A 26,247-nucleotide genomic window follows, 5' to 3' on the forward strand; every position below is an offset into this window, starting at 1 on the left:
GGGGCATATGACAATGCGCAGCGTAACGGAGTCATCATTGCGCCAGCCCATGGCGGGTTGGAACCATAGGCCTCGCGATCGCAAAACTCAGAATATCGGATTGGACCGCGATCTTATCACCGCTAACCAGGCGTAGCCGCGATAAAGCGTTCTGAAATGGAAGGTTGCGCCGGTCCGCTGGGATTCCGATCCAAGGACGTCGCGCAGCGAGGCGCGTGGCTCGACATGGAATTTCCGCAGCCAGCCGCGCAGCAGGGCCCGGAACCAGCGCGGCAGGCCTTCCTGCTGGCCGAAATCGACGACATGCAGCGAGCCGCCGGGAGCAAGCGCGGCGAGCGCTGCCGAGACGGTCTTTTCCCACCCAGGGATCATCGACAGTGAATAGGAGACGAAGACGCGGTCGAAGCGCGCGGTGCCGAAAAGCGCCTTAGCATCGAAGTCGGTGGCGTCGCCGCGAGCCAGGGTGACCCGAGCGGCGAGACCTTCGCGGGCCATAGCGGCGTTCGCCGTTTCCAGCATCTCGGCCGAGATATCGAGGCCGAAAAAGCGGGCGTTCGGATAGCGGCAGGCGGCAAGCACGATGTTGCGGCCGGTGCCGCAGCCGAGTTCCAACACGGTGCCGCTTTGCGGCATGTCGAGCCCTGCAATCAGCCGGTCGCGGCCGAGCAGGTAGTATTTGCGGGTCAGATCGTAGATGTGGCGCTGCCAGCGGTAGACGCCATCCATCAACTCGGCATGGCTGGCCGGCAGCTCCGTCGTGCTCATGCGGCGCGCTTCACATAGAGGTGGAAGCCGCCATAGATGGCCGAACGGTCCCTTGCCGAGAATTCGCGCGAGGCCTCGGTCTCATAGTGCCACTGGTCGAGCAGGGAGTTGGAGACGCGGCCCGGCAGCAGGCTGGGCTCGGCCGCGGTGCGGAAGATCACGCGGGCGCCAACCGATGCCGTGCGGGTGATCTCGGTCCACAAATCGTTGAGCAGGTCGTCGGTCATCCAGTCCTGCGCGTCGAGCAGGACGAAGCGGTCGACCGAGCCCGCATCCTTGCCGGCCAGGAATTTGATCAGGTTGGCATGATGGATGGCGACGCGATCGATGTTGGCGCGGATCGTTTTGTAGTTGCCCGGCTCGAGATAGGCGGGCAGGGCTGCCTCGCCAGGTTCCGGATAGCGGCGGGCGAAGGCCTGCCAGGCGAAATAGTTGTTCTTCAGCGGAAAATCGCAGGCGAGCTTTTCCAGCCGCGCCTTCAGGACGCTCGCCATCGAGCCATCGCCGGAGGTGATCAGCGAATCGTACTGCGCCGGCGGGATGCCGAGGCCGAACAGCGAAGCCTTGCGCGATGTCGCCCAGCGCAGGAGCTTCTTGTCGAAGACCGGCGCCAGTTCCTCGTTGAAGAAGCGGCGCTGTTCGCCGATGTTCTCGGCCTTCATGATGCCGGCCGGGTCGACGCCGAACAGTTTTGCGACGCGATGACCCATGGCGATGAACAGGCCGAGCAGCCCGGTCTGGTAGAAGTTGCGGTCGAAGACCGCGATGCGCCGCCGGCCGCGCCAGTTCCGGCGCTCCCAGTAATGGCGGCTGACCGGATCGAGATGCGGCGCGACGAAGCGGTCGTAGGCTTCCGAATTATGGCTGGTGTCGGCGGCGCCGAAGAAGCGGAACAGGTCGCCCTGGGACGGCAGGTGGCGAACCGCTTCCAGTTTCATGCGGTTCAGCGCGACGTGCGCCGCGTTGAGGTCGACTGCGTCGATCCGGGCCGGCGAGCGGGAGAGGTAAGCCAGAACGTTGCAGCCGCCTGACGCGATCGTGACGACGCGATGGCCTGCGCCAAGCTGCATGGCGTCCATGTCGACGTCCGGATCCTCCCAGATCTGCGGATAGACGAGGCCGGAAAACAGGAAGGCGAAAAGCCGTTCGGAAAAGCCTTCCTTCGACAGTGCGCGGTTCTGATAGACCGCTTTTCCAACTTCCTTGCCGCGGCGATAAACGAGTTCTCCGGAAACATCCGACATGGCAAGGTGATTCCCCGTTTGCGTTAGCGCAAGCGGGTAGCGCAGCGTCATGACAGGCAGGTGACAGGCTGTTGACGGCAAGTTGCTCCAAGCGTGATACTCCGAGCCGACTGATAATTGCACTGGCCAGATGTTCTTCGCGGTCTCGAAGCCGCATTATCCGGCCTGAGGGTGGGGCGATGGGACGGAAGGTCATTGCGCTGGCCGTAGTGGGGCTGGTTGCGCTCGGCGGTTTTCAATTCGCGACTGGCGGCGTCAAGCCGAGCGTCGACTTTGTTGAGGCGAAGGCCCGTTGTTACGACGCAGTGGCGCGCGGCAAGGCTATACGCAGCGGATCACCCTTGCCGCAGTCGGAGGGGATCCAAACGTATCGGCTCATCGTGATGGACTGCCGAAACAAGGGCTTCCTTATCAACGCTAGCTACGAAGACGTGTCATTTTGAGTTGACGCGGATTCTACACTCTGCCGAACCCGCCGGGCGTCGGCGTGATGACGATGACGGCCTCGCCGGCGTCGAGCGTGGTCTGGTCGCAGGCCTTCAGAACATCGATCGAGCCGTCGTTGCGCCTGACCTTGGTCGAGCCGGCCTCGCCGTCGCCGCCACCATTCAGTCCCTGGGGCGGGCGGTTGCGGTGCGAGGAGAGGATGGCGCATTCCATCTTTTCCAGGAAGCGGATGGTGCGCTTGGTGCCGTCGCCGGCGTTCCACCTGCCCTTGCCGCCAGAATCCGCGCGGATGTGGAAATCCTCCAGCACGACGGGGAAGCGCAATTCCAGCACCTCCGGATCGGTTAGCCGCGAATTGGTCATATGCGTGTGGACGCCGGAGGTGCCGGCAAAGCCGCGGCCCGAATTCATCCGGCCGGCCGGCGAGCCGGAGCAGATCGTCTCGTAATACTGATACTGCCGGTTGCCGAAGGTGAGGTTGTTCATCGTGCCTTGCGCGTTGGCCAGCGCGCCCATGGCGCCGAACAGCGCGTTGGTGACGTGCTGCGAGGTCTCGACATTGCCGGCGACAACCGCCGCGGGATAGGCAGGCTTGAGCATGCAGCCGTCGGGGATGATGATGTTGATCGGTCGGAGGCAGCCGGCGTTCATCGGGATCATATCCTCGACCATGACGCGGAAGGCGTAAAGCACGGCGGCTCGCGCCACCGGCTCCGGCGCGTTGAAATTGTTCTTCATGACCGGCGAGGTGCCGGTGAAATCGACCGTCGCCTCGCGCTTTTCCCGGCCGACGCTGATCCTGACCTTGATCACCTGACCGGTGTCGGTGGGGTATTCGTAGTCCGAAGTGTCCGGCAGGCGCTCCAGCACGCGGCGCACGCTCTCGGCGGCATTGTCCTGGACATGGCCCATATAGGCCTCGACGACATCGAGGCCGAAATGCGCGACCATCTTGCGGAGTTCCGCCACGCCCTTTTCGTTGGCGGCAATCTGCGCCTTGAGGTCGGCGATGTTCTGGGCGGGATTGCGGGCAGGATAGGGGTGGTCGGTAAGGAGGGTCTCGAGTTCCCTCTCGCGGAAGCGGCCGCGATCGACGATGCGGAAATTGTCGAACAGCACGCCTTCCTCGTCGACCGTGGTGGCCAAAGGCGTCATCGAGCCGGGTGCGGTGCCGCCGACATCGGCATGGTGGCCGCGCGAGGCTGCCCAGAACAGGATTTCCTTGCGCGCATCGTCGAACACCGGCGTCACGACGGTGATGTCGGGCAAATGCGTGCCGCCGTTATAGGGCGCGTTGAGCGCGAAGACGTCGCCCGGATGGATGTCGCCTGAGTTCAGGCGGATGACGGTTTCGACCGAGCGGTCCATGGAACCCAGATGCACCGGCATGTGCGGCGCGTTGGCGACCAGCGCGCCGTGGCGGTCGAACACCGCGCAGGAAAAGTCCAGCCGTTCCTTGATGTTGACTGAATAGGCGGTGTTCTGCAGCGTCACGCCCATCTGCTCGGCGATCGACATGAAGAGGTTGTTGAAGACCTCCAGCATCACCGGATCGGCCTCGGTGCCAAGCGCCGCCTGCCGGCGCTTCCGTTCGATGCGCCTCAGGAGCACATGGTTCCTGGCTGTGATCTCGGCCTGCCAGCCCGGCTCGACGACGATGGTCTGGTTCGGCTCGATGATCAGCGCGGGGGCCGCCACCTTGTGACCGGGTTTCAGATCCTCGCGGCGGAAGATGCCGGCATCGCGCCAGCCGCCATCGGCGAAGAATTGCCGCGTCTGCCACGGGCTTGCCGCCTTGTCTTCGAGACTTGATTCATTTTCGTCGCGCGCAGTGGTGCTGACATCGCTGCCTTCGACGCCAACCGCCTCCACGATCATCGGCTTGTTTTCATAGACGAAGCCGAACTGCGCCTTATGGGCGGCCTCGAAATCGCCTCTGGCGCGGAAGATCGAGCCATGCTCGAAATTGACCGGCAGCGCCGTGTCGGTGCCGTCATAGCGGATCTGCAGGACCGGCTTCGAGGCGATAGCGGCTTCCGCAATGCCTTGCGCGGCAAGCTCGGCCGTGACGCCTTGACGCAATGCCGCAATCAGGTCCTCGATCGACACGCGAGACTCTTCGGCGAGAGGTTTGAGCAATGCCTGCTGGCGCGAGGCGAAAACCGTCGACAGCCCGATACCGTAAGCCGAAAGCAGGCCCGAGAAGGGGTGGATCAGCACCGCTTCCATGCCGAGCGCATCGGCGACGAGGCAGGCATGCTGGCCGCCGGCGCCGCCGAAGCAGTTCAAGAGATATTCGGTGACGTCATAGCCGCGCTGCACCGAAATCTTCTTGATGGCGTTCGCCATATTCTCGACGGCGATGGTGACGAAACCCTCGGCCACCGCTTCCGGCGCGCGTCCGTCGCCGATCTCGGCGGCCAAAGCCGCGAATTTTTCGCGCACGGTGCCGACATCGAGCGGCTGGTCCTGGCCGGGGCCGAAGATCGCCGGGAAGACATCGGGCTGCAGCTTGCCGAGCATGACATTGGCGTCGGTGACGGCCAGCGGTCCGCCGCGCCGGTAAGCGGCCGGACCAGGATTGGCGCCGGCCGAGTCCGGGCCGACGCGGAAGCGGCCGGTCTCGTAATGCAGGATCGAGCCGCCGCCGGCCGCGACCGTGTGGATGCGCATCATCGGCGCTCGAATGCGCACGCCGGCGACCTCGGTGTCGAAGGCGCGCTCGTAGTCGCCGTCATAGTGGGCGACGTCGGTCGAGGTGCCGCCCATGTCGAAGCCGATGACCTTGTCGAATCCAGCGAGCTTCGCCGTCTCGACCATGCCGACGACACCGCCGGCCGGGCCCGACAGCAGCGCGTCCTTGCCCTGGAACATGTTGGCGGCGGTCAGCCCGCCCGACGACATCATGAACATCAGGCGGGGGCCAGTGCCCAACTCGCCGGCCACTTTTTGCACGTAGCGCGACAGGATCGGCGACAGATAGGCGTCGACCACTGTGGTGTCGCCGCGGCCAACCAGCTTGATAAGCGGCGAGACCTCGTGGCTGACCGAGATCTGGCTGAAGCCGATCTTACGGCAGACCTTGGCCACCGCCTCCTCATGATCCGGATATTTCCAGGCATGCATGAAGACGATGGCGACCGCGTCGATGCCGTCGGCCTTGGCCTGCTCGATCGCCGGGCGGCAGGCGGCAATGTCGAGCAGGCGTTCGACGCAACCGTCGGCGCGCACGCGCTCGTCGATCTCGATCACCCGCTCGTAGAGCTGCTCCGGCAGGATGATTTCCTTGGCGAAGATATCCGGCCGCGCCTGATAGGCGATGCGCAGCGCGTCGCGAAAACCCTTGGTGATGAGCAGGAGCACGCGGTCGCCCTTGCGCTCGAGCAGCGCATTGGTGGCGACTGTGGTGCCCATCTTGATGTCGCCGATCCGGTCGGCGGGAAAGGCGGCGCCGGATTTTAGCCCAAGCAGGTCGCGTATGCCCTGGATGGCGGCGTCGGCATAGGCTTCAGGGTTCTCGGACAGGAGCTTGCGCGGGTGCAACTGGCCCTGCGGATCGCGGCCGATGATGTCGGTGAAGGTACCGCCCCGGTCGATCCAGAAATCCCATCTCGAGGTCACGTTGCCTCCCTTTGCGGTCGTGCGGGTCCAGGTTTTCATTGCCTTATCGATGCCAATACGTCAATATATTATCGATAAATCATCGGAAAGGCATCGCATGCAGCGCGAAGAATGGGGGCCCATCGTTTCGGCATCGCATCTATCGGTCGGGGCCATGCCGTCCATGTCGGAATTGGAGTTCGCGCTGACGGTCACCGGCAACGCCTTTCAGCGCTGGACGGTGAGGTGCATGGCGGCCGCCGGCTACCCCAGCCTCACCCATCTCGACGTCCTTCTGCTGCATGCCACCAACCATCGAGGGCGCGAGAAAACGCAGGCCGATCTCTGCACCATGTTCAACATCGAGGACACGCATCTTGCGACCTATTCGATCAAGAAACTCGCCGGAATGGGCCTTGTCCGAACCGGCAGGCGCGGCAAGGAAAAGACCGTACGGGTCACCGAGGCGGGCGCATGTGCGTGCGAACGCTACCGCGAGTTGCGCGAAGGTCTGCTGATTTCGAGCATCAAGACGCTCGGACTCGATGAAGAGGCCCTCAGCAGGCTCGCTGGGCTGATGCGAGTGGTATCCGGCCAGTACGACCAGGCTGCCCGCGGCGCCGTCAGCCTATAGCGGGCGCACCACCTCGCCAAATTGCCTGTAATACCGGAGGGTTAGCAGTTATCGCGATGTTACAGGCAGAAACGCAACGTTACGAAACTCGCGAGCCGCTTGATGCATTTCTCCTGCGACCGTTCACCGAGCCGTGAACGTTTGCAGAAGGAGAAATACCATGAAGAAGCTCATTCTGGCGTCTGTTTCGGCGCTCGCCCTGCTGGGGGTCGCGGCTTGCAGCGAGAGCGGCACGGACAACACGACCACCCAAAGCACCAACCCGCCGGCCAACGAGCAGCCGATGAAGCCAGCCTCGCCTGACGCTTCGAAGCCTGCTGAACCGGCTCCGGCAACACCTCCTGCTGCGCCCGCGCAGTAGAGGTCAATCCAATTAAATCGGGAAGGCCGGCCTTGTGCCGGCCTTCCTTTTTTGGTGAGCCTTGGCGTCAAGGCCGTTGGACCTGCGGCATCGTCCCGGCTTGATAGCGGTGCCCGGTTCGCACTAAGAAGCCGGCATGTCGATTTGGGACCGCCTCGGCGAATTCATCGCTCGTGTTTCGTCGTCGGCGTCCTCGGGCGTCGCCGACGTCGTCGAGGCCGTGCGTACCGTGTTTTCCGGCGACCCGGATTTGCGCCGGCGCGTTGCCTTCTCCGTGGCGATGATCGCGCTCTCGGCCAAGATGGCCAAGGCTGACGGCATCGTCACTCAGGACGAAGTGCGCGCCTTCCAGGAGATCTTCGAGGTGCCGCCGAGTGAAACGCGCAACGTGGCGCGCCTCTACGACCTCGCCAAGCGCGATGTTGCCGGTTTCGATATCTATGCCCTGCGCATGGCGCAGCTTTGCGGTTCCGGCCATGCGAATTGCCTGATGCTGGAAGACATACTCGATGGGCTGTTCCACATCGCCAAGGCCGACGGCCTGATCCACGAGCGGGAAGGGCAATTCCTGCATCGCATTGCCGAGATTTTCCGGATCGACGAGGCGCATTACCAGGCGATCCTGTCGCGTCACGTCAATCTCGGTGCCGCCGACCCCTATGTTGTTCTGGGCATCGAGCGCGGAAAGCCGTTCGAAGAGGTCAGGAAGCGCTACCGCAAGCTGATCTCCGACAATCACCCCGACAGGTTGATCGCGCGTGGCCTGCCGCAGGAGTTCATCAAGATCGCCACGACAAGGGTCGCTGCGATCAATGCTGCTTATGAGATGATCGAACGGGGTCTCAGGCACGTATGAGCGGATTTTTGCCCGACCAGCCGGGTGCCGAGGTCAGGGTGTCGCCGAATTTTGGCCCGCGACGCGAGATGCTCAGGCCCGACATGATCGTGTTGCACTATACCGGCATGGCGACGGGCGCCGGCGCCGAGGCGTGGCTGTGCGATCCGGCAAGCGAGGTGTCCGCGCATTATCTTGTCCATGAGAACGGCTGCATCGTGCAAATGGTGCGTGAGGGCGACCGCGCCTGGCATGCCGGCAAGAGCTCGTGGTTCGGGCGCACGGACATCAACTCCTGCTCGGTCGGCATCGAGATCGTCAATCCCGGGCATGCGCTCGGCTACAAGGCGTTCCCGAAGCGGCAGATCGATGCGGTGATCGGATTGTGCGCGGGGATCGCCGGCCGGCATTCCATTCCACCGCAAAGGGTGCTTGCGCATTCCGACGTGGCGCCGGGGCGCAAGGTCGACCCGGGCGAGAGGTTTCCCTGGAAGGCGCTTTTCGCGGCCGGCGTCGGCCATCTCGTTCCCGCGGCCCCGATCAGGCAGGGCGCGACGTTGAAGGCCTGCGACACCGGCGCCGACGTCGAGGCGCTGCAGTCGATGCTGGCACTCTACGGTTATGGCGTCGAAATATCGGGCGTCTTCGATCGCCAAACAGAAATCGTGGTGGCGGCGTTTCAGCGGCATTTCCGGCGGCGGCTCGTCGACGGCGTGGCGGACAGCTCGACGATCCGCACACTGCAAAGGCTGCTGGCTTCCGTAAAGGCCGCCTCGCCAGAATAATCTGCCAAGCTGCCTAAATTACAATTTGTCATACAAAGTGAATTGCCTCGCCTTCATTGGCGCCAAATCGCTCTTCAAACGCATCTCCCGCAAGTTGTCGGACGTCTAACCTCCCAAGATGCTCCGATGTTGAGTTGGCCCACCCGTGCGAAGTTCTTCGCGCGGTTCAAACAGAACAGGACTACATGCAAAGATTGACCGTTGTAGCGGCAGCCGTTGCTGCCGGAGTGATGACTTTTGCCTTCAGCCCGGCTAACAGCGCGCCGTTGAATATGCGGGCGGCAGATAATGGGTTCGCAGCGACCCCCGTGACGCCGAAGGCGGCCCCGGCCCTCAAACCCGCAAAAACCAAGAAAACCGCTGCGGCGAAAGTGCAGAAGACCGCCGCATTGAAGTCGGCAAAATCAACGGTCAAACGCGGTAGGAAGCGCGGCAGGCAGACTGTCGACCTGACGACGACAGCGTCCATTCACCCCGAAATGCCTGCATTGTCGTCTTCGGCCACCGGCGGCGGCCAATATTCGGCGATCATCGTTCGCTATGCTGCAAGCTATGGCGTGCCGGTGTCGCTCGCCAAGGCCGTTATCAAGATCGAAAGCAACTACCGGCCGAACATGGTCGGGGGCGCCGGCGAGATCGGCCTGATGCAGATCAAGCCGGCGACGGCGCGGATGATGGGCTATACGGGTTCGGTCAAGGGACTGTTCGATCCCGACACCAACATCAAATATGGCATGAAGTACCTCGCCATGGCGCAAGGCCTCGGCGGCGGCACCACTTGCGGCACGATCCTCAAATACAATGCCGGTCATGGCGCAAGGCGGATGAATCCGGTTTCGGCCGCCTATTGCAGCAAGGTGAAGGTGCAGATGGCGGCCCTCGGCTCGCCCGCCTAGAGGCAAATTCGCCTTTTTCGTTTGCGTTTTCAGGCGGGAATCCCTTTATACGCGCTTGCCAGCTGGCCGGGCGGCCGCGCCTGCAAGAGTCGAAAGGCTGCGGGTGAGGAAAGTCCGGGCTCCATGGAGACACGGTGCCGGCTAACGGCCGGCGGGGGCAACCCCAGGGAAAGTGCCACAGAAAGCAAACCGCCGCGGCATCAGCCGCGGCAAGGGTGAAAGGGTGGGGTAAGAGCCCACCGCGCGACTGGCAACAGGAGCGGCACGGCAAACCCCACCGGGAGCAAGACCGAATAGGGGCGGTGCGAAGGGAAACCTTCGAGGGCTGTTTCCGGCCCACCGTCCGGGTAGGTTGCGTGAGGCGCATGGCGACATGCGCCCAAGATGAATGGCCGCCACGTTCTCGCGCCGCAAGGCGCGGGGGCCATACAGAACCCGGCTTACAGGCCAGCTGGCATTTTTCCGATACCGACAAAACCCTTGATATCAACAGGTTGCAGCCATGGGCGTGCCTGTTGATTCAAGCGCGTGGAGCTGCGCTCGGTTCCACCGCTCTATGGATGCGTTCCTTGAAACCGGTACGATTAAATCGTACCTTGGTCGCAAAGAAAGCCGTCGGAGCACATCATGGGCCAGGTCGACAAACGCAGCATTACACTTTCGCCCGAGCTGGCGCAGGCGGTCGACGACGTGGTCGCCGCTGGTGAGTACGCTTCGGCGAGCGAGGTGATCCGGGACGCGCTCAGGCAATGGAAGGACCGGCGCGACCTGCTCGGCTACACGGTCGAGGAACTGCGCAAGCTGGTGCAAGAGGGAATCGACAGCGGGCCTGCCCAGGACGGCCGGCCAATCATGGAGCGTTTACGCGCCAAATACGCAAAGATGGCCGATACCCGAGGCTTCGAGGAGTGAAATACCGGCTGCTTCCCCGGGCAGAATCCGACGTCGAAGCTATCGGTGACTATGTCGCCGAACGAAATCCGAATGCTGCGATCCGCCTCATCGACGCGTTGGAGAGGCGATGGGATTTGTTGACTTTGCATCCCTTTTCCGGCGCGCCACGTGACGATATCGCGCCTGGCGTCCGCCACCTGATCGTCGGCGAATACCTTACCCTTTATCGCGTTGGCGAGGATGCGACCGAAATCGTCCGCGTCTTGCACGGGCGGCGCAACATCGAAGCTGGCGACTTGAATTCGCGATCGACCCGGTCGGGCGACAGTCAATCGCCAAGTCGGTCCAACGACGTCTCGATCGCCTGCCAGAGCTCTTCCACCGGCTCGCAGCCGATGGCCAGCCGCACGAAGCCGGGCGGCACGGGGTCGCCACGCTTCGAGCGCCGTTCGGCCGAGGAGTGCACGCCGCCGAAGGAGGTCGCCGATTCAATCAGCGCGCAATTGTTGATGAAATCCTCGGCCTTTTCTTCCGAGGCCAATTCGAACGAAATCAGGAAGCCGAAGCGTTCCATCTGGGCACGCGCCAGATTGTTCGAGGCATCGCCCTCGAGCCCGGGAAAGCGCAGGCCGCTCACGGAGCGATGCCCCTTGAGACGACGGGCGATCGTTTCCGCCGAAGAGCACATGCGGTCGAAGCGCACCTCAAGCGTTTCGAGGCCGCGATGCACGAGCCAGGCCTCGAATGGTCCGGGAATGCCGCCGGCCGTTTCGCGCCAGTCTCTGACCCTGGCGACAATGTCCGGATTGCGGCTGGCGACATGGCCGAACAGCACGTCCGAGTGCCCGTTGATCGCCTTGGTGTCGGCCGACACGACGATGTCGGCGCCGAGGTCGAGCGGCCGCTGGCCAAAGGGCGTCATCGTCGTGTTGTCGACGACAAGAACCGCACCTTGCTCGTGAGCCGCCTTGGCGACGGCGGCGATGTCGCAGATATCCAGCCGCGGGTTCGACGGAGTTTCCACGAAGATCATTCGATAGCCGGCGAAACCGCCATCGAGCATGCTGGATGTCGCCCTGACGTCATAGGCGACGCCGAGCGGTTTCAGGAAGCGCTCCGCCAGGGCGCGTGTCGTGTGATAGCCGTCCGAGGGCAAGAGAATGCGGTCGCCCGATTTGACGAGCGAAAAAAATGCCGCCGAAATCGCCGCCATGCCAGACGGAAAGGCAACGCACTGGGCATCTTCCAGATGGCCAAGCATATGCTCGACGGCGTGCCATGTCGGATTGCTGAACCGGCCGTATTGATCGTAGCCCGTCGCGTCGCCCGGCGAGTGAAAGATCGAGGCCATGGTCAGGGGCAAGGGGATCGGGTCGCCCTTGGCGAAATCGCCGCTGCGCAGATGGGCAAGTGACGCGGCGCGTGACTTCGCGGTTTCAGGCATGGGCTCATTCCTCCACTGAACAGAGCTCCGACGCTAGGCGCGCCGGCCGTTCGCAGCAAGCCGCGTCTTTTTGGGCCAGACCGTTCTAAACGCTTCGTTAGGCTTAATAGACGATAAAGACGGGACGTGCCGTCAGCCTGCTCTTCCTGGTTGTGGCACGCGCGTTTGTGATGCCTCTTCCCGTTGACGCCCATAGTACCCCATGATATCCCATTCGCATCATCAAGCCTTCGTTCCGCGTCAGGGTGAAGCGTACGCCAATCGGGCAGTCGCGGCGGCTGCGCGTTTGCCGGTTTTCGCCTGTGAGAACGGGGCTATTTCTCGCGAGGGAACGCGCGGTGACGGCGCGGAGAAAAGAATGGAAAGGGGTGCGGCGGCGGAAGCGGCTGTAACGCGTAATGGACCGGTTTCTGTCAAACACGGTGAGCAGGATCGATGCGAAGGGACGGGTGTCCGTTCCAGCGCATTTCCGCGCGGTCGTGCAGAAACGTGGCTATGGCGAGCTCTATGCGCTACGTTGCCTGGACCTTCCGGCGATGGACGTCGGCGGGCTCGATCTGCTCGACCGCTACGAGCAGCGGATCGCGCTCGAGGATCCCTTCCTGCAGACAGCGGACGACATGTCGTTCTTCTGTCATGGCGACGGGACGTTCCTGAAACTCGACCAGGACGGCCGCATCACGATGACCGATTTCATCCGCGAGCATACGGGCATTTCCACGGAGGTGGCCTTTGTCGGCCGCGGCAATTTCTTTCAAATTTGGGAACCGGGCCGGCTTGCCGCCTATGGGGCGCAGGCGCGGGCCAGGCTCTTGCAGCTTCGGCAGGGGACGAAGCCTGGGGAGCGACCGGAATGATGGCTGGCCACGGCGATGATCCTCACGCCGTTGGCGGACTGGTCCGTCACATTCCGGTCCTCCTTGCCGAGGTGCTGGAGGCGCTTGCGCCAAAGGCCGGCGAGACAATCGTCGACGGGACTTTCGGCGCCGGCGGTTACACCGGCGCCATCCTCGAGCGGGGCGCCTCGGTCGTGGCCATCGACCGCGATCCGGACGCGATCGCCGCGGGCCGGGTTCTTGAGCAGCAGGCCGGCGGCAGGCTGAAGCTCGTGCAGGCGCCGTTCTCGACGCTGGACGAACGGGTCGAGAGCGCCGACGGCGTCGTGCTCGACATCGGCGTCTCTTCCATGCAGCTCGACCAGGCCGAGCGCGGCTTTTCTTTTCGCGCCGACGGGCCGCTCGATATGCGCATGGCGCAGGCGGGCCTGAGCGCTGCCGACGTCGTCAACACCTTCAAGGCGGGAGACCTTGCCCGCATCTTCGGCTTCCTCGGCGAGGAGCGGCATGCCGGCCGCATCGCCCGCATGATCGAGAGCCGGCGCGAGAAACGGCCCTTCGAGCGGACGCTCGATCTGGCCGACGCCATCGCCACCCATATCGGCCGCGCGCCGAAGGACAAGATCCATCCCGCCACCCGCGTCTTCCAGGCGCTGCGCATCTTCGTCAACGACGAGCTCGGCGAACTGGCGAGCGCGCTGTTCGCTGCCGAGCGTGTGCTCAAGCCCGGCGGGCGGCTTGCCGTGGTTACTTTCCATTCGCTGGAGGACCGCATCGTCAAGCGTTTCATCGCCGATCGGGCCGATGCGGCCAGCGGTTCTCGCCATATGCCCGACGCGCCGGCGCGGCCGGCGACGTTCCGCAAATCCGGCGGCGGGGTTGTGCCAGGAGAGGCTGAGATCGCCGCCAATCCGCGCGCGCGCTCGGCCAGGCTGCGCGCGGCAATCCGCACCGACGTGCCGGCACGCGCCGGCGATTTTTCGATTTTCGGCCTTCCAAAGCTTCCCGCCGTCGAGCGGCCGGGGGAGAGGTAAGCACGTGTTTCGTACCAGCGACATAGTCCTGATCGCCATCATGGTCTCGGCGGCGGCTTTGACCTACAAGACCAAGCGCGAAGCCGAGGATCAACTGGCGGCGGTGCAGAAGCTGCAGGCGCAGATCCGCTACGAAGAAGACACGATCGACCTTCTGAAAGCCGACTGGAGCCTGCTCACCCAGCCGGCGCGGCTGCAGAAGCTTGCCGAAATCTACAAGTCGCAGCTCGGGCTCGAGCCGCTCAACGCCCGCCAAATCGGCGGCCTCGACGACGTGCCGATAAAGCCCGTCAACATCGAGGACCTGTCGTCGCAGCGGCTTGGCGGGATGGCCGACAATTCCGGCAAAGGGCCCTCGGGCGACAAGGATCCGGTGGTCACGGGGAGCACCGTGCAATGATCGGCAGGCTTCCAAGGATCGGTGACCTGCTGAGACGACGCAAGAAACCCACCGAGGACGGCTCGATCGTCGTCGACGCCGCCCGCAAGGCGACCGGCGGCAAGGCCAAGACCCGCATCATCATGACGATGGCGGTGTTCTTCACCATCTATTCGACGATTGCCGGCCGGCTGGTTTATCTCGGACTGCAGAACCCGGACATGTCGGGTGGTCCGCAAAGCCGCGTCACCGCCTCGCGGCCAGATATTGTCGATCGCAACGGCGAGGTGTTGGCGACCGACATCAAGACGGCATCGCTGTTCGCCGAGCCGCGCCGTATCGTCGACGCCGACGAGGCGATCGAGAGATTGTCGACCGTGCTTCCCGAGATCGATTACGAGCAGACCTATCGCAAGCTCAAGAGCGGCGCCGGCTTTGTCTGGCTGCAGCGTCAGCTGACGCCGAAGCAGCAGGCCGACATCCTGGCATTGGGCATCCCCGGCCTCGGCTTCCGCACCGAAAAGCGCCGCTTTTATCCGAGCGGCGAGACGTCCTCCTACATTGTCGGGCTGACCAACATCGACAACCAAGGCATCTCCGGCATGGAGAAATACATCGACGACCAGGGGCTGACCGACCTGCAGGCGTCGGGGCTGGCGGTGGCCAGGGACCTGAAGCCGGTGAAGCTGTCGATCGACCTTCGCGTCCAGCATGTCGTGCGCGACGAGGTCGCCGCCGCCCTGGAGCGCTATCGCGCCATTGGCGCCGGCGCCGTTGTGCTCAACGTCAAAACGGGCGAGGTGGTGGCCATGGCCTCGGTGCCGGATTTCGATCCGAACAATCCTTACAATGCACAGGAAAAGGACCGGCTGAACCGTATGTCGGCGGGCCTCTATGAGATGGGTTCGACCTTCAAGAGCTTCACCTCGGCCATGGCGCTCGATTCCGGTAAAGCGACGATGGCGAGCCGCTTCGACGCTTCGCATCCAATCCGGGTCGGCCATCAGGCCATTCACGATTTCCACGGCAAGAACCGTGTGCTGTCGTTGCCGGAGGTGTTCCTCTATTCGTCCAACATCGGGTCGGCCAGGGAGGCCGAGCTGGTCGGCATCGAGGGGCACCGCGAATTCCTGCATCGCCTTGGAATTTTGGACAAGATGCAGACCGAACTGCCGGAAGTCGCCCGCCCGACTGAACCGAAGGTCTGGAAACAAGTTAATTCGTTTACCATCGCCTTCGGCCATGGTGTGTCGACGACGCCGCTGCAAGCTGCTGTCGGCTGCGCGGCCCTGATGAATGGCGGCTATCTGATCGAGCCGACCTTCCTGCCACGTACCGTGGAGCAGGCAATGACGGTGGCTGAGAAAGTGGTCAGCGAAAAGACGGTCGAAGGCATGCGCTACCTTTATACGCTCAACGCCGAGAAGGGCTCTGCCAGAAACGCCAGAGTCCCCGGCTATCGCGTTGGCGGCAAGACCGGAACAGCCGAGAAGGTCATCAATGGCCGATACTCGAAGGACTTGAATTTCAATACCTTTGTGGCCGCCTTCCCGATGGACGATCCGCAATATCTCGTGTTCACGATTGCCGACGCCCCGCATCCGGAAAAGCCTGGCATGACAGACGTCGCGGCCGCGAATGCGGGGGTTATAGCTGGCAATATCATCAGGCGTTCGGCGGCCATGCTTGGCGTGAAGCCAGATTTCAGCCATGAAAATGGTGCAACGCTGGTTTCCTATCAGTGATTCTTGGGGCGCGCTGGCAACTGCGCGCTATTTTGTTGCGGTGAACGGGACTCAATGCATCTGAAAGATCTAGCCGGTGTCCTGCCTATCGAGGGAACAGTTTCCCTCGATCTGGAGGTTACCGGTCTCTCATCCGATTCCCGCCAGGTAAGACCGGGCGTCGTCTTCTTTGCACTGGCCGGCAGCAAGGCCGACGGCTCGGCCTACGCAGCCGACGCTGCGGCAAAAGGCGCCGCTGCGATCGTCGCCGCCAAGGGGAATGCCATTTCCGGACTGTCGATCCCGGTTCTTGCCGTCGATGATCCGCGTCTGGCATTGGCGCTGAGCGCGGCGCGCTTCTTCGGCAAGCAGCCTGAAACAATGGTCGCCGTCACCGGTACCAGCGGCAAGACGTCGGTCGCCGCCTTCACACGCCAGATCTGGGAGCAGGCCGGCCTTGCCGCCGCTTCGATCGGCACGACCGGTGTGGTGGCGCCCGGCCGCAATGAGTATGGCTCGCTGACAACGCCGGATCCGGTGGCCTTGCACAAGCTGCTGAAAGAGCTGGCCGATGCCGGCGTCACCCACGCCTCGATGGAGGCCTCCAGCCACGGCCTCGACCAGCGCCGCCTCGACGGCGTCAGGCTGGCGGCTGGCGGCTTCACCAATCTCGGCCGCGACCACATGGACTACCACCCGACGGTCGAGGACTATCACCGCGCCAAGCTGCGCCTGTTCGACACGCTGCTGCCGAAGGGAGCGCCGGCTGTGATTTTCGCCGACGATCCCTGGTCCGAGCCGACGGTCCATGCCGCGAGGGCAACGGGTCTCAACGTGCTGACGGTCGGCCGCCACGGCGAATTCCTCACGCTGAAGCGCGTCGAGCATGAGCGGCGGCGCCAGCGCGCCGAGGTGGAAGCCGACGGCGTGCTTTACGAGATCGACCTGCCTTTAGCCGGCGATTTCCAGATCGCCAATGCGCTGGTTTCGGCCGGACTCGCCATCTCGACTGGAACATCGGTCGGCAAAGCCTTGGCGGCGTTGGAAAAATTGAAAGGCGCGCCTGGCCGCCTCGACCTCGTCGGCACGACGGCGGCCGGCGCTCCGGTCTATGTCGACTATGCGCACAAGCCCGACGCGCTGGAAAATGTGCTGACCTCGGTTCGTCCGTTCACCACGGGCCGCGTCGTCGTGGTGTTCGGCTGCGGCGGTGACCGTGATCGCGGCAAGCGGCCGATCATGGGCGAGATCGCGACCCGGCTTGCCGATGTCGTCATCGTCACCGACGACAATCCGCGCACGGAAGTTCCCGAGACCATCCGCGCGGCAATCCTTGCCGCGGCGCCCGGCGCCATCGAGATCGGCGACCGCCGCAGGGCGATCCATGAGGCGGTCGCGATGCTTCATGCCGGCGATACGCTGATCGTTGCCGGCAAGGGGCATGAGGAAGGCCAGACCATCGGCACTGAAACTTTCCACTTCTCCGACCATGAGGAAGTGCGCGAGGCGCTCCAGGAGCGCGCCGCATGAACCTGCTCTGGACATCGGAGGCGCTTGTCGAGGCCATGGGCGGCAGGCCGATAGGTTTGCTCCCGGAAGGCATTACCGGCATTTCCATCGACAGCCGCAGCCTTGAGCCGGGGAATGCCTTCTTCGCCATCAAGGGCGAGACGATGGATGGCCACGACTTCGCGACCGCGGCGGTGAAAGCAGGCGCTGCCGTGCTGGTCGTCGCCGAAGGCAAGCTGCCGTCGCTCGGCAGGCTGACCGCGCCGATGATCGTCGTGCCGGACGTGCTTGCGGCATTGGAAAAGCTCGGCGTCGCCGCGCGTGTCCGCTCACGGGCGAAGATCATCGCGGTGACCGGCTCAGCGGGCAAGACGACGACCAAGGAAGCGCTGCGCCATGTGCTATCGGCGGTCGGCAAGGTGCATGCCTCGGCGCAGTCGTTCAACAATCATTGGGGCGTGCCGCTGACGCTCGCGCGCATGCCGCAAGACTGCAACTACGCGGTCTTCGAGATCGGCATGAACCATCCGGGCGAGATCAGGCCGCTGGTCAATATGGTCAGGCCGCATGTCGCGATCGTCACGCTGATTGCCGCCGCCCATCTCGGCTTCTTCAAGAGCCTTGACGAGATCGCCATGGCCAAGGCCGAGATTTTCGAGGCGATCGAGCCCGGCGGCGCCGCGCTGCTCAACCGCGACGATCCGCGCTGGAAGCTGCTCGGGAAAATGGCGAAAGAGGCTGGTGTCGAGCATGTCTTCGGCTTCGGCGAAAACGCCCGCTCGGCCTTCCGCCTTGCCGGCTGCGAGCTTCATGCCGACCATTCCGACATCGCTGTCAAGATCGGCAAAAAGGACGTGACGGCCCGTGTCGGGGTGCCCGGCCGACACATCGTGCAGAATGTGCTGGCCGTGCTGGGGGCCGCGCAACTGGTCGGCGCCGACCTCGACAAGGTGGCGGCGGCGCTTGGTGACCTTTCGGCCGAGCGCGGCCGCGGCAGGCGCCACATATTGCATCATCCGAACGGCCCGATCACGCTGATCGACGAAAGTTACAACGCCAATCCGGCTTCGATGGCGGCAGCCATGGCGCTGCTCAACGCCACGCCGGTATCGGGTGGGGGCAGGCGCATCGCCGTGCTCGGCGACATGCTCGAGCTCGGCAGCCACTCGGCAAAACTCCATGCGGCGCTTGCCGAGCTCATAGTCGGCACCGGGACGCGCAACGTCTTTCTCGGCGGTCCGGAGATGCGGGCGCTGGCCGATGTTCTGCCATCCGATGTCGAAACCGAATACCGGTCAGGCGCGGAAGAGCTGAAGCCGGTCGTGATGTCGGCAATCAGGCCCGGCGACGTGGTGATGGTCAAGTCGTCGAAAGGCATCGGATTTTCAAAGCTGGTCGAGGCATTGCTCGGCAAATTTCCGGCGGAAGCCACAACCATTGAACCGACCTGAAGTCGGGCTCCGGGGGACGGAAGCGTATGCTCACTTTACTCGTTGATTTCGCGGACAAGATCTCGGCCTTCAATGTCTTCCGCTACATCACCTTCCGCACCGGCGGCGCGCTGATCACGTCGGCGCTGATCGTCTTCATCTTCGGACCGACCATCATCAACTCGCTGCGGCTTCGCCAAGGCAAGGGCCAGCCGATCCGCGCCGACGGACCGCAGACGCATTTCAAGAAGGCGGGCACGCCGACCATGGGCGGGCTGATGATCCTGTCCGGCATCATCGGCTCCTCGATCCTATGGGCGAACCTTTCCAGCATCTATGTCTGGGTGGTGCTGTTGGTCACCGTCGGCTTCGGCTCGATCGGCTTCTATGACGACTATCTCAAGGTCACCAAGCAGTCGCATCTGGGCTTCTCCGGCAAGGCGCGGCTGGCGATCGAATTCGTCATCGCCGGCATCGCCGCCTGGGTAATCATGCACAACGGCCAGGCGCCGTTCTCGTCCTCGCTGACCTTCCCCTTCGCCAAGGAATTCCTCATCAATCTCGGCTGGTTCTTCGTGCCGTTCTCCTGCTTCGTCATCGTCGGCGCCGGCAATGCGGTGAACCTGACCGACGGTCTCGACGGGCTGGCGATCGTGCCGATCATGATCGCGGCCGCGTCCTTCGGCGTCATAGCCTATCTCTCGGGCAATGCCGTCTTTGCCGAATATCTGCAGATCCATTTCGTGCCCGGCACCGGCGAATTGGCGGTGGTGCTCGGCGCGGTCATCGGCGCCGGCCTCGGCTTCCTCTGGTTCAACGCGCCGCCGGCCGCGATCTTCATGGGCGACACCGGATCGCTGGCGATGGGCGGCCTGATCGGCACCATCGCCGTCGCCACCAAGCACGAGATCGTTCTGGTCATCGTCGGCGGCCTGTTCGTGGTCGAGATACTGTCGGTCATCATCCAGGTCGGCTACTTCAAGATGACCGGCAAGCGCGTCTTCCTGATGGCGCCGATCCATCACCATTTCGAAAAGCTCGGCTGGACCGAGAGCCAGGTGGTGATCCGCTTCTGGATCATCGCCGTCATCCTTGCGCTGGTCGGCCTCTCCACCCTCAAGCTCAGATAGGACACCGCTTGGTTCCCGCCGCTTCCTTCGCTGGCAAACGCGTTTCGCTCTTCGGGCTCGGCGGTTCGGGGATCGCGACCGCGCATGCGCTGATCGCGGGCGGCGCCGAGATCCTCGCCTGGGACGACAATCCGGACAGTGTCGCCAAGGCGGCCGCCGCCGGGATCGCGACCGGCGACCTGCGCGCCGCCGACTGGCCGCGCTTCGCGGCCTTCGTCCTGTCGCCCGGCGTGCCGCTCACGCATCCGAAGCCGCATTGGGCGGTGGAGCTGGCGCGCGGCGCCGGCGTCGAGGTGATCGGCGACGTCGAGCTGTTCTGCCGCGAGCGCATTCAGCGCGCGCCGACGGCACCCTTCATCGCGATCACTGGCACCAACGGCAAATCGACGACGACGGCGCTGACGGCGCACATACTGAAATCGGCCGGACGTGATACCCAAATGGGCGGCAATATCGGTCGCGCCATCATGACGCTCGATCCGCCCGAGCCCAAGCGGCACTATGTGGTGGAATGCTCCTCCTACCAGATCGATCTTGCGCCCTCGATCAACCCGACCGCCGGCATCCTGCTCAACCTGACGCCCGACCATCTCGACCGGCACGGCACGATGGCGCATTACGCCTCGATCAAGGAAAGGCTGGTCGCCGGCAGCGACGCCGCGATCATCGGCATCGACGATTCCTGGTGCGCCCTGATCGCCGACCGGCTGGAGCGGGCCGGCAGGCAAGTCATCCGCATTTCCAAGCGCCTGCCGCTGACCGACGGCTATTTCGCCGACGGCACCAACCTGATGGAGGCGATGAATGGCCGTTACAGCCGTATCGCCTTCCTCGAAGGCATCGGCTCGCTGCGCGGCCAGCACAATGCGCAGAACGCGCTTGCCGCTGTCGCCGCCTGCCTCAGGATCGGCCTCGAGCTTGGCGAGATCCAGGCCGGGCTTGAAAGCTTCCCGGGGCTGGCGCACCGCATGGAGCAGGTCGGCCGCAAGGACCATGTGCTGTTCGTCAACGATTCCAAGGCGACCAACGCCGACGCGGCGGCACCCGCGCTGTCAAGCTTCAACCGCATCTACTGGATTGCCGGCGGCCTGCCCAAGGAAGGCGGCATCGAGCCGCTGCGCAGCTTCTTCCCGCGCATCGCCAAGGCCTATCTAATCGGCGAGGCGGCGCCCGCTTTCTCCGCCACGCTCGGCGAGGCCGTGCCTTACGAGATTTCCGGAACGCTGGCAGCCGCGGTCGAGCATGCCGCCCATGACGCCGCGAGCGACACCGGCGGCGAGGCGGTGGTGCTGCTTTCGCCGGCCTGCGCCAGTTTCGACCAGTTCAAGAATTTCGAGGTTCGCGGCGAAGCCTTCAGGCAAGCTGCGACTGCTATTGATGGAGTGAAACCCATCGGAGGGCCACGTTGATGCAAAGCCGTCTCGACAAAAGTCCGGTCGCAACCTGGTGGTGGACGATCGATCGCTGGTTCCTCGCGGCATTCCTGTCGCTGATGGGGCTGGGCATCATTCTGTCCTTCGCGGCAAGCCCAGCGGTCGCCGAGAGGATCGGCCTCAGCAGCTTCCATTTCGCCACGCGGCAAATCATCTTCACCATCCCGGCTCTCATCGTGATGCTGGCGGTTTCTTTCCTGGAGGCCCGGCAAATAAGGCGCATGTCCTTGGTGATGCTCTGCATCATGCTGGTGCTGATGGTGGTGGTGCTCTACGTCGGCGTCGAAGTGAAGGGCGCGCGGCGCTGGGTGTCGCTCGCCGGCCTCTCCATCCAGCCGTCCGAGTTCCTGAAACCGGCCTTCGTCATCATCTGCGCCTGGCTTTTTGCCGAGCATAAGCGACAGCCCGACATTCCCGGCAATCTCTTCGCCATGCTGCTGCTCGCTCTGGTGATCTCGCTGCTTGTGGCGCAGCCCGACCTCGGCCAGACGATGCTGGTGCTGGGCACCTGGGGCGTGATGTTCTTCATGGCCGGCCTGCCCTGGTTCTGGATCGTCGCGCTGGGTGCTGCAGGCATTGGCGGCGGGTTCGCCGCCTATACGGTGTTTCCGCACGTCGCCGCCCGCATCGACAAGTTCCTCACCGGCGAAGGCGACACCTTCCAGGTCGATATGGGCCGCGAGGCCCTGATCAACGGCGGCTGGTTCGGCGTCGGCCCGGGCGAGGGGACGGTGAAGCGGGTCATCCCGGACAGCCACGCCGACTTTGTGTTCTCGGTCGCAGGCGAGGAGTTCGGGCTGATCATGTGCTTCTTCATCATGTCGATCTTCGCCTTCATCGTGCTGCGCGGATTGAGTATCGCGCTGAAGGAGCACGACGACTTCACGCGTTATGCCGTCGGCGGGCTCGTCACCATTTTTGGCTTGCAGTCTGCCATCAACATGTGCGTGAACCTGCAGCTGATGCCGGCCAAGGGCATGACGCTGCCCTTCATCTCCTATGGCGGCTCCTCGCAGATCGCCATCGCCATCTCGATGGGCATGGCGCTGGCGCTGACGCGCAGGCACCCCGAAAAGCGCAAGCAGATAGGCTATGCCTTCTCGCAGCGCACCCTTCCGGCGGAATGAGGCGGGATGTCGAGAGGTGTCATCCTGCTTGCGGCCGGCGGAACGGGTGGACATCTGTTCCCGGCAGAGGCGCTCGCGCATGAGCTGATCGAGCGCGGCTGGGAGGTGCATCTTGCCACCGACCGCCGCGCCGAGCGCTACTCCGGCCACTTTCCCGCCGCCGACATTCACTCGATCCCTTCGGCCACGCTTCGCTCGAAGAATCCGATCGCTATGCTTTCGGCCTTCTGGACGATCTGGCAAGGCGTGCGGCAGGCCGGTCGGGTGATAGCCAGGATCAAGCCCGATGCCGTCGTCGGCTTCGGCGGCTATCCGACGCTGCCGCCGCTCTACGCGGCAACTCGGCGCAAGGTGCCGACGCTGATCCATGAGCAGAACGCCGTGATGGGCCGCGCCAACAAGGCGCTTGCCAGCCGCGTCGATGCCATTGCGGGCGGCTTCCTGGCGGAGGGTGAAAGCGCTGCCGGCGCCAAGACCGTGACGACCGGCAATCCGGTCAGGCCGCAGGTGCTGGAAGCGGCGAAGATCTCTTATACAGCACCCACCGACGGCGAGCCGTTCCGCCTCCTGGTGTTCGGCGGCAGCCAGGGCGCGCAGTTTTTCTCCGATGCCGTGCCGGCGGCGATCGCGCTTCTGCCCGAAGCGCAACGCAAACGACTGGCGATCACGCAGCAGGCGCGCGCGGAAGACGTGGCGCGGGTCAAGGCCGCCTACGCCAATCTTGGCGTCGACGCGCAGGTCTCGCCCTTCTTCACCGACATGGCGGCGCGCATGGCGTCGGCGCATCTGGTGATGTCGCGCTCCGGCGCCTCGACCGTATCGGAGATTGCCGTCATCGGCCGCCCCGCGCTGCTGGTGCCTTATCCGCATGCGCTCGACCATGACCAGGCGGCCAACGCCGCGGCACTTGCCGCCGCTGGCGGGGCCGAGGTGCATCCGCAATCCACGCTTTCGCCCGAGGGCATTGCTGCGCTCGTTGGCGGGCTGATGGGCAACCCCGACAGGCTGACGGCGATGGCCACGGCCGCCCGCTCGGCCGGAAAACCCAATGCGGCACGGTTGCTCGCCGATCTGACAGAGGCTATTGCGTCCGGCAAAACGGTTTCGGACTACAGGAGGACGCGCGCATGAAGATGCCGCAGACGATCGGCCTCGTGCATTTCATCGGCATCGGCGGCATCGGCATGAGCGGCATTGCCGAAGTGCTGCACAATCTCGGCTACAAAGTGCAGGGTTCGGACCAGGCGGACGGCGCCAATGTGCAGCGGCTGCGCGATAAGGGCATCGAGTGTTTCGTCGGCCACAAGGCCGAGAATATCGGCGACGCCGAAGTCGTGGTGGTGTCGACGGCGATCAAGAAGTCCAACCCCGAGCTGAAGGCCGCGCGGGAGAAGTTGCTTCCCATCGTCCGCCGCGCCGAGATGCTCGCCGAACTGATGCGCTTCCGCCAGGCGGTCGCCATCGGCGGCACGCATGGCAAGACGACGACCACTTCGATGGTGGCGACTTTGCTCGAAGCCGGCGGGCTCGACCCGACCGTCATCAATGGCGGCATCATCAACGCCTATGGCACCAATGCGCGCATGGGCGACGGCGAGTGGATGGTGGTCGAGGCGGACGAGAGCGACGGAACCTTCCTCAAGCTGCCGGCCGATATCGCCGTCGTCACCAACATCGATCCGGAACACCTCGACCACTATGGCAGCTTCGACAAGGTGCGCGAGGCTTTCCGCCAGTTCGTCGAGAACGTGCCGTTCTACGGCTTCGGCGTGATGTGCACCGACCATCCCGAGGTGCAGGCGTTGGTCGGCCGCATCGAGGACCGGCGCGTCATCACCTATGGCGAAAACGCACAGGCCGACGTGCGTTTCACCAACCATCGCATGGACGGGGCAGTATCGGAGTTCGACGTGGTGATCCGCGACCGCAAGGGACGCGGCACAACGACGATCCGGGACTTGCGGCTACCGATGCCGGGACGGCACAACGTCTCCAACGCGACGGCGGCGATCGCGGTCGCGCATGAGCTCGGCCTGTCGGACGAAGCGATCAAGAAGGGCATTTCGTCTTTCGCCGGCGTCAAGCGGCGCTTCACCCACACCGGCTCCTGGAATGGGGTCGAGGTGTTCGACGACTACGGCCACCATCCGGTTGAGATCGCGGCGGTGCTAAAGGCCGCGCGCGGGGCAACCAAGGGCCGCGTGATCGCGATCGCGCAGCCGCACCGCTTCACCCGGCTGCACGATCTGTTCGAAGAGTTCTCCGTCTGCTTCAATGACGCCGACACGGTGATGGTGGCGCCGGTCTATGCGGCCGGCGAGGAGCCGATCGAAGGCGTTTCATCGGACGCGCTGGTGTCGCGCATCCGCGCCGGCGGTCACCGCGACGCGCGCTATATCGAAGGCCCGGCGGCGGTCGCCCCGGCCATCCGCGAGCTTGCCAAGCCCGGTGACTTCGTCATCTTCCTTGGCGCCGGGAACATCACGCAATGGGCCTATGCTCTGCCCAAGGAGCTTGGGGGAACACCCTCATGATGCGCGGCCAAGCCCTGATCGACAAACTCGGTGACAAGCTTGCCGGCCTGCGCGGCCGCGTCACACCCAATGCCGAGATGGACAAGATCACCTGGTTCCGCGCCGGCGGCCTGGCTGAGGCGCTGTTCCAGCCGGCCGACGAGGACGACCTCGCGGCCTTCCTGCGCGGCGTGCCGGAGGAAATCCCGATCACCGTGGTCGGCGTCGGCTCGAACCTTCTGGTACGCGACGGCGGCATTTCCGGTTTCGTGGTGAGGCTTTCGGCCAAGGGCTTTGGCGAAGCCGAAGCCACCGGGCCGACCACCATCAAGGCGGGCGCGGCAACGCCGGACAAACGTGTCGCAGCGGTCGCGTATGAGGCCGGCATCGGCGGGCTCCATTTTTACCATGGGATTCCGGGCGCCGTCGGCGGGGCGCTGCGGATGAATGCGGGCGCCAATGGCGTCGAGACGCGCGAGCGCGTCGTCGAGGTGCGGGCGCTCGACCGCACGGGCAATGTCCATACGCTCAGCAATGCCGATATGGGTTATGCCTATCGTCATTCGTCGGCGCCTGGCGGACTGATCTTCACCTCGGCCATCTTCGAAGGGTTTCCGGAAGACAAGGCGGCGATCAAGGCGGCGATGGACACCGTGCAGAACCATCGCGAGACGGTGCAGCCGATCCGCGAGAAGACCGGCGGCTCGACCTTCAAGAATCCCGAAGGCACCTCGGCCTGGAAGGAGATCGACAAGGCCGGCTGCCGCGGGCTGATGATTGGCGGCGCGCAGATGTCGCCGATGCATTGCAACTTCATGATCAACACCGGCACCGCGACCGGCTACGACCTCGAATATCTCGGCGAGACGGTGCGGGCGCGGGTGCTCGAGAATTCGGGCATCAGGCTGCATTGGGAGATCAAGCGGCTGGGCAATTTCCGGCCGGGTCATGAGGTGCAGGAGTTCCTGGGGCAGCTTCTTTAGCTCGCTGCGAGTTCAAGTAGTGCTTGAACTTGCGTGGTCGGTGACGCCGCCGACCGTTGCTGCAAAGACTCAACAACACGCTTTTCTGACCTGTTTTCGCGGAAAGTGAATCTCTCGGAATCATAGGCACTTGCCAGGGAATCAACTCTCTGATTCTCTGCCCTAAAGCGTTTCCTGATTTGAGTCGTTTGACGCGTTACCCGCGTTTTCCGTCTGGGGGGCAACCTGCCGGAAGACTCGGACT

Annotated in this window: 23 protein-coding genes, 1 other RNA gene and 1 pseudogene; 21 read left to right on the forward strand and 4 right to left on the reverse strand. The window is 63.9% G+C overall.

Annotated elements, in window-relative coordinates; translation table 11 throughout:
• Positions 1-87 precede the first annotated feature (87 nt).
• Together RFM40_RS10635 and RFM40_RS10640 are read right to left on the reverse strand one after the other, a co-directional pair.
• Positions 88-765: a class I SAM-dependent methyltransferase gene (locus RFM40_RS10635; protein WP_320277510.1), complete on the reverse strand. Its 678-nt coding sequence runs from the start codon at positions 763-765 to the stop codon at positions 88-90.
• Positions 762-2,060 (reverse strand): BtaA family protein, encoded by a 1,299-nt coding sequence (locus tag RFM40_RS10640; RefSeq protein WP_320225431.1) that lies wholly within the window; start codon positions 2,058-2,060, stop codon positions 762-764. Before RFM40_RS10640 ends, RFM40_RS10635 begins: the two co-directional genes overlap by 4 nt.
• A 128-nt stretch (positions 2,061-2,188) precedes the next feature.
• Here RFM40_RS10640 and RFM40_RS10645 point away from each other — a divergent pair, with 128 nt between their 5' ends.
• Positions 2,189-2,452, forward strand: a complete 264-nt coding sequence (locus RFM40_RS10645; protein WP_320225432.1) for a hypothetical protein — start codon at positions 2,189-2,191, stop codon at positions 2,450-2,452.
• Between the two features lie 13 nt (positions 2,453-2,465).
• On the opposite strand, the gene RFM40_RS10650 is transcribed toward RFM40_RS10645, so the two are convergent.
• Positions 2,466-6,077 (reverse strand): hydantoinase B/oxoprolinase family protein, encoded by a 3,612-nt coding sequence (locus tag RFM40_RS10650; RefSeq protein WP_320225433.1) that lies wholly within the window; start codon positions 6,075-6,077, stop codon positions 2,466-2,468.
• On the opposite strand from RFM40_RS10650, the gene RFM40_RS10655 reads away from it, so the two are divergent.
• The 8 genes and pseudogenes from RFM40_RS10655 to RFM40_RS10690 form a co-directional block, all read left to right on the forward strand.
• Complete coding sequence (locus RFM40_RS10655; RefSeq protein WP_320225434.1) at positions 6,022-6,690, forward strand: winged helix DNA-binding protein; 669 nt, start codon at positions 6,022-6,024, stop codon at positions 6,688-6,690. The two genes, RFM40_RS10650 and RFM40_RS10655, sit on opposite strands and share 56 nt — an antisense overlap.
• 160 nt (positions 6,691-6,850) lie before the next feature.
• Positions 6,851-7,051: a hypothetical protein gene (locus RFM40_RS10660; RefSeq protein ID WP_320225435.1), complete on the forward strand. Its 201-nt coding sequence runs from the start codon at positions 6,851-6,853 to the stop codon at positions 7,049-7,051.
• A 136-nt stretch (positions 7,052-7,187) separates the two neighbouring features.
• Positions 7,188-7,907: a DnaJ family molecular chaperone gene (locus RFM40_RS10665; protein ID WP_320225436.1), complete on the forward strand. Its 720-nt coding sequence runs from the start codon at positions 7,188-7,190 to the stop codon at positions 7,905-7,907.
• Positions 7,904-8,671: an N-acetylmuramoyl-L-alanine amidase gene (locus tag RFM40_RS10670; RefSeq protein ID WP_320272203.1), complete on the forward strand. Its 768-nt coding sequence runs from the start codon at positions 7,904-7,906 to the stop codon at positions 8,669-8,671. Before RFM40_RS10665 ends, RFM40_RS10670 begins: the two co-directional genes overlap by 4 nt.
• A 185-nt stretch (positions 8,672-8,856) precedes the next feature.
• On the forward strand, positions 8,857-9,567 hold the full coding sequence (locus RFM40_RS10675; RefSeq protein WP_320277511.1) for a lytic transglycosylase domain-containing protein: 711 nt from the start codon (positions 8,857-8,859) through the stop codon (positions 9,565-9,567).
• Positions 9,568-9,625: 58 nt separating this feature from the next.
• An RNA gene (rnpB, locus tag RFM40_RS10680) (RNase P RNA component class A) lies at positions 9,626-10,026 on the forward strand.
• A gap of 168 nt (positions 10,027-10,194) precedes the next feature.
• Positions 10,195-10,479: a type II toxin-antitoxin system ParD family antitoxin gene (locus RFM40_RS10685; protein ID WP_320272201.1), complete on the forward strand. Its 285-nt coding sequence runs from the start codon at positions 10,195-10,197 to the stop codon at positions 10,477-10,479.
• Positions 10,476-10,730, forward strand: a pseudogene (locus RFM40_RS10690) (type II toxin-antitoxin system RelE/ParE family toxin); the annotation flags it as partial. The gene RFM40_RS10685 and the pseudogene RFM40_RS10690, both read left to right, overlap by 4 nt.
• A 59-nt stretch (positions 10,731-10,789) precedes the next feature.
• On the opposite strand, the gene RFM40_RS10695 reads toward RFM40_RS10690, so the two are convergent.
• Positions 10,790-11,905 (reverse strand): cystathionine gamma-lyase, encoded by a 1,116-nt coding sequence (locus RFM40_RS10695; protein WP_320277512.1) that lies wholly within the window; start codon positions 11,903-11,905, stop codon positions 10,790-10,792.
• A gap of 398 nt (positions 11,906-12,303) precedes the next feature.
• Between RFM40_RS10695 and mraZ the strand changes: the two genes are divergently transcribed.
• From mraZ to murB, 12 genes are read left to right on the forward strand one after another with little or no spacing between them, the layout of a single operon-like run.
• On the forward strand, positions 12,304-12,762 hold the full coding sequence (mraZ, locus tag RFM40_RS10700; RefSeq protein WP_320272199.1) for a division/cell wall cluster transcriptional repressor MraZ: 459 nt from the start codon (positions 12,304-12,306) through the stop codon (positions 12,760-12,762).
• Complete coding sequence (gene rsmH / locus RFM40_RS10705) at positions 12,759-13,775, forward strand: 16S rRNA (cytosine(1402)-N(4))-methyltransferase RsmH (RefSeq protein ID WP_320225442.1); 1,017 nt, start codon at positions 12,759-12,761, stop codon at positions 13,773-13,775. The genes mraZ and rsmH overlap by 4 nt, the downstream gene beginning before the upstream one ends.
• Positions 13,776-13,779: 4 nt before the next feature.
• Entirely contained in the window at positions 13,780-14,175 is a 396-nt protein-coding gene (gene ftsL / locus RFM40_RS10710; protein WP_320225443.1) for a cell division protein FtsL, read from the forward strand.
• Positions 14,172-15,899 (forward strand): peptidoglycan D,D-transpeptidase FtsI family protein, encoded by a 1,728-nt coding sequence (locus RFM40_RS10715; protein WP_320277513.1) that lies wholly within the window; start codon positions 14,172-14,174, stop codon positions 15,897-15,899. The genes ftsL and RFM40_RS10715 overlap by 4 nt, the downstream gene beginning before the upstream one ends.
• A 54-nt stretch (positions 15,900-15,953) precedes the next feature.
• Complete coding sequence (locus RFM40_RS10720) at positions 15,954-17,408, forward strand: UDP-N-acetylmuramoyl-L-alanyl-D-glutamate--2,6-diaminopimelate ligase (protein ID WP_320277514.1); 1,455 nt, start codon at positions 15,954-15,956, stop codon at positions 17,406-17,408.
• Positions 17,405-18,838 carry a UDP-N-acetylmuramoylalanyl-D-glutamyl-2,6-diaminopimelate--D-alanyl-D-alanine ligase gene (locus RFM40_RS10725; protein WP_320277515.1) on the forward strand — a complete coding sequence of 478 codons (1,434 nt, stop codon included), beginning with the start codon at positions 17,405-17,407 and terminating at the stop codon, positions 18,836-18,838. The genes RFM40_RS10720 and RFM40_RS10725 overlap by 4 nt, the downstream gene beginning before the upstream one ends.
• Positions 18,839-18,864: 26 nt before the next feature.
• Positions 18,865-19,947 (forward strand): phospho-N-acetylmuramoyl-pentapeptide-transferase, encoded by a 1,083-nt coding sequence (mraY, locus tag RFM40_RS10730; RefSeq protein WP_320219410.1) that lies wholly within the window; start codon positions 18,865-18,867, stop codon positions 19,945-19,947.
• Positions 19,948-19,955: 8 nt separating this feature from the next.
• Positions 19,956-21,356 (forward strand): UDP-N-acetylmuramoyl-L-alanine--D-glutamate ligase, encoded by a 1,401-nt coding sequence (gene murD / locus RFM40_RS10735; protein WP_320277516.1) that lies wholly within the window; start codon positions 19,956-19,958, stop codon positions 21,354-21,356.
• Positions 21,356-22,507: a putative lipid II flippase FtsW gene (gene ftsW, locus RFM40_RS10740; protein WP_320277517.1), complete on the forward strand. Its 1,152-nt coding sequence runs from the start codon at positions 21,356-21,358 to the stop codon at positions 22,505-22,507. Before murD ends, ftsW begins: the two co-directional genes overlap by 1 nt.
• Positions 22,508-22,513: 6 nt before the next feature.
• Positions 22,514-23,638, forward strand: a complete 1,125-nt coding sequence (murG, locus tag RFM40_RS10745) for an undecaprenyldiphospho-muramoylpentapeptide beta-N-acetylglucosaminyltransferase (protein WP_320277518.1) — start codon at positions 22,514-22,516, stop codon at positions 23,636-23,638.
• Positions 23,635-25,041 carry a UDP-N-acetylmuramate--L-alanine ligase gene (murC, locus tag RFM40_RS10750; RefSeq protein WP_320272191.1) on the forward strand — a complete coding sequence of 469 codons (1,407 nt, stop codon included), beginning with the start codon at positions 23,635-23,637 and terminating at the stop codon, positions 25,039-25,041. The genes murG and murC overlap by 4 nt, the downstream gene beginning before the upstream one ends.
• Positions 25,038-26,003 (forward strand): UDP-N-acetylmuramate dehydrogenase, encoded by a 966-nt coding sequence (gene murB, locus RFM40_RS10755; protein WP_320277519.1) that lies wholly within the window; start codon positions 25,038-25,040, stop codon positions 26,001-26,003. Before murC ends, murB begins: the two co-directional genes overlap by 4 nt.
• Positions 26,004-26,247: the final 244 nt, after the last annotated feature.

Source organism: Mesorhizobium captivum (assembly GCF_033977165.1).
GTDB classification, from domain to species: Bacteria; Pseudomonadota; Alphaproteobacteria; order Rhizobiales; family Rhizobiaceae; genus Mesorhizobium; species Mesorhizobium captivum.

Bases quoted from the DNA above. Each gene is read 5' to 3' on its own strand.
- RFM40_RS10720 (WP_320277514.1), top strand. From the start codon at position 15,954: ATGCATCTGAAAGATCTAGCCGGTGTCCTGCCTATCGAGGGAACAGTT.
- RFM40_RS10695 (WP_320277512.1), bottom strand. From the start codon at position 11,905: ATGCCTGAAACCGCGAAGTCACGCGCCGCGTCACTTGCCCATCTGCGC.
- RFM40_RS10660 (WP_320225435.1), top strand. From the start codon at position 6,851: ATGAAGAAGCTCATTCTGGCGTCTGTTTCGGCGCTCGCCCTGCTGGGG.
- murB (WP_320277519.1), top strand. From the start codon at position 25,038: ATGATGCGCGGCCAAGCCCTGATCGACAAACTCGGTGACAAGCTTGCC.
- murC (WP_320272191.1), top strand. From the start codon at position 23,635: ATGAAGATGCCGCAGACGATCGGCCTCGTGCATTTCATCGGCATCGGC.
- mraY (WP_320219410.1), top strand. From the start codon at position 18,865: ATGCTCACTTTACTCGTTGATTTCGCGGACAAGATCTCGGCCTTCAAT.
- rsmH (WP_320225442.1), top strand. From the start codon at position 12,759: ATGATGGCTGGCCACGGCGATGATCCTCACGCCGTTGGCGGACTGGTC.
- RFM40_RS10675 (WP_320277511.1), top strand. From the start codon at position 8,857: ATGCAAAGATTGACCGTTGTAGCGGCAGCCGTTGCTGCCGGAGTGATG.
- RFM40_RS10665 (WP_320225436.1), top strand. From the start codon at position 7,188: ATGTCGATTTGGGACCGCCTCGGCGAATTCATCGCTCGTGTTTCGTCG.
- murG (WP_320277518.1), top strand. From the start codon at position 22,514: ATGTCGAGAGGTGTCATCCTGCTTGCGGCCGGCGGAACGGGTGGACAT.
- ftsW (WP_320277517.1), top strand. From the start codon at position 21,356: ATGCAAAGCCGTCTCGACAAAAGTCCGGTCGCAACCTGGTGGTGGACG.
- RFM40_RS10635 (WP_320277510.1), bottom strand. From the start codon at position 765: ATGAGCACGACGGAGCTGCCGGCCAGCCATGCCGAGTTGATGGATGGC.
- RFM40_RS10685 (WP_320272201.1), top strand. From the start codon at position 10,195: ATGGGCCAGGTCGACAAACGCAGCATTACACTTTCGCCCGAGCTGGCG.
- RFM40_RS10715 (WP_320277513.1), top strand. From the start codon at position 14,172: ATGATCGGCAGGCTTCCAAGGATCGGTGACCTGCTGAGACGACGCAAG.
- RFM40_RS10670 (WP_320272203.1), top strand. From the start codon at position 7,904: ATGAGCGGATTTTTGCCCGACCAGCCGGGTGCCGAGGTCAGGGTGTCG.
- RFM40_RS10655 (WP_320225434.1), top strand. From the start codon at position 6,022: ATGATGTCGGTGAAGGTACCGCCCCGGTCGATCCAGAAATCCCATCTC.
- RFM40_RS10645 (WP_320225432.1), top strand. From the start codon at position 2,189: ATGGGACGGAAGGTCATTGCGCTGGCCGTAGTGGGGCTGGTTGCGCTC.
- RFM40_RS10640 (WP_320225431.1), bottom strand. From the start codon at position 2,060: ATGACGCTGCGCTACCCGCTTGCGCTAACGCAAACGGGGAATCACCTT.
- RFM40_RS10725 (WP_320277515.1), top strand. From the start codon at position 17,405: ATGAACCTGCTCTGGACATCGGAGGCGCTTGTCGAGGCCATGGGCGGC.
- mraZ (WP_320272199.1), top strand. From the start codon at position 12,304: ATGGACCGGTTTCTGTCAAACACGGTGAGCAGGATCGATGCGAAGGGA.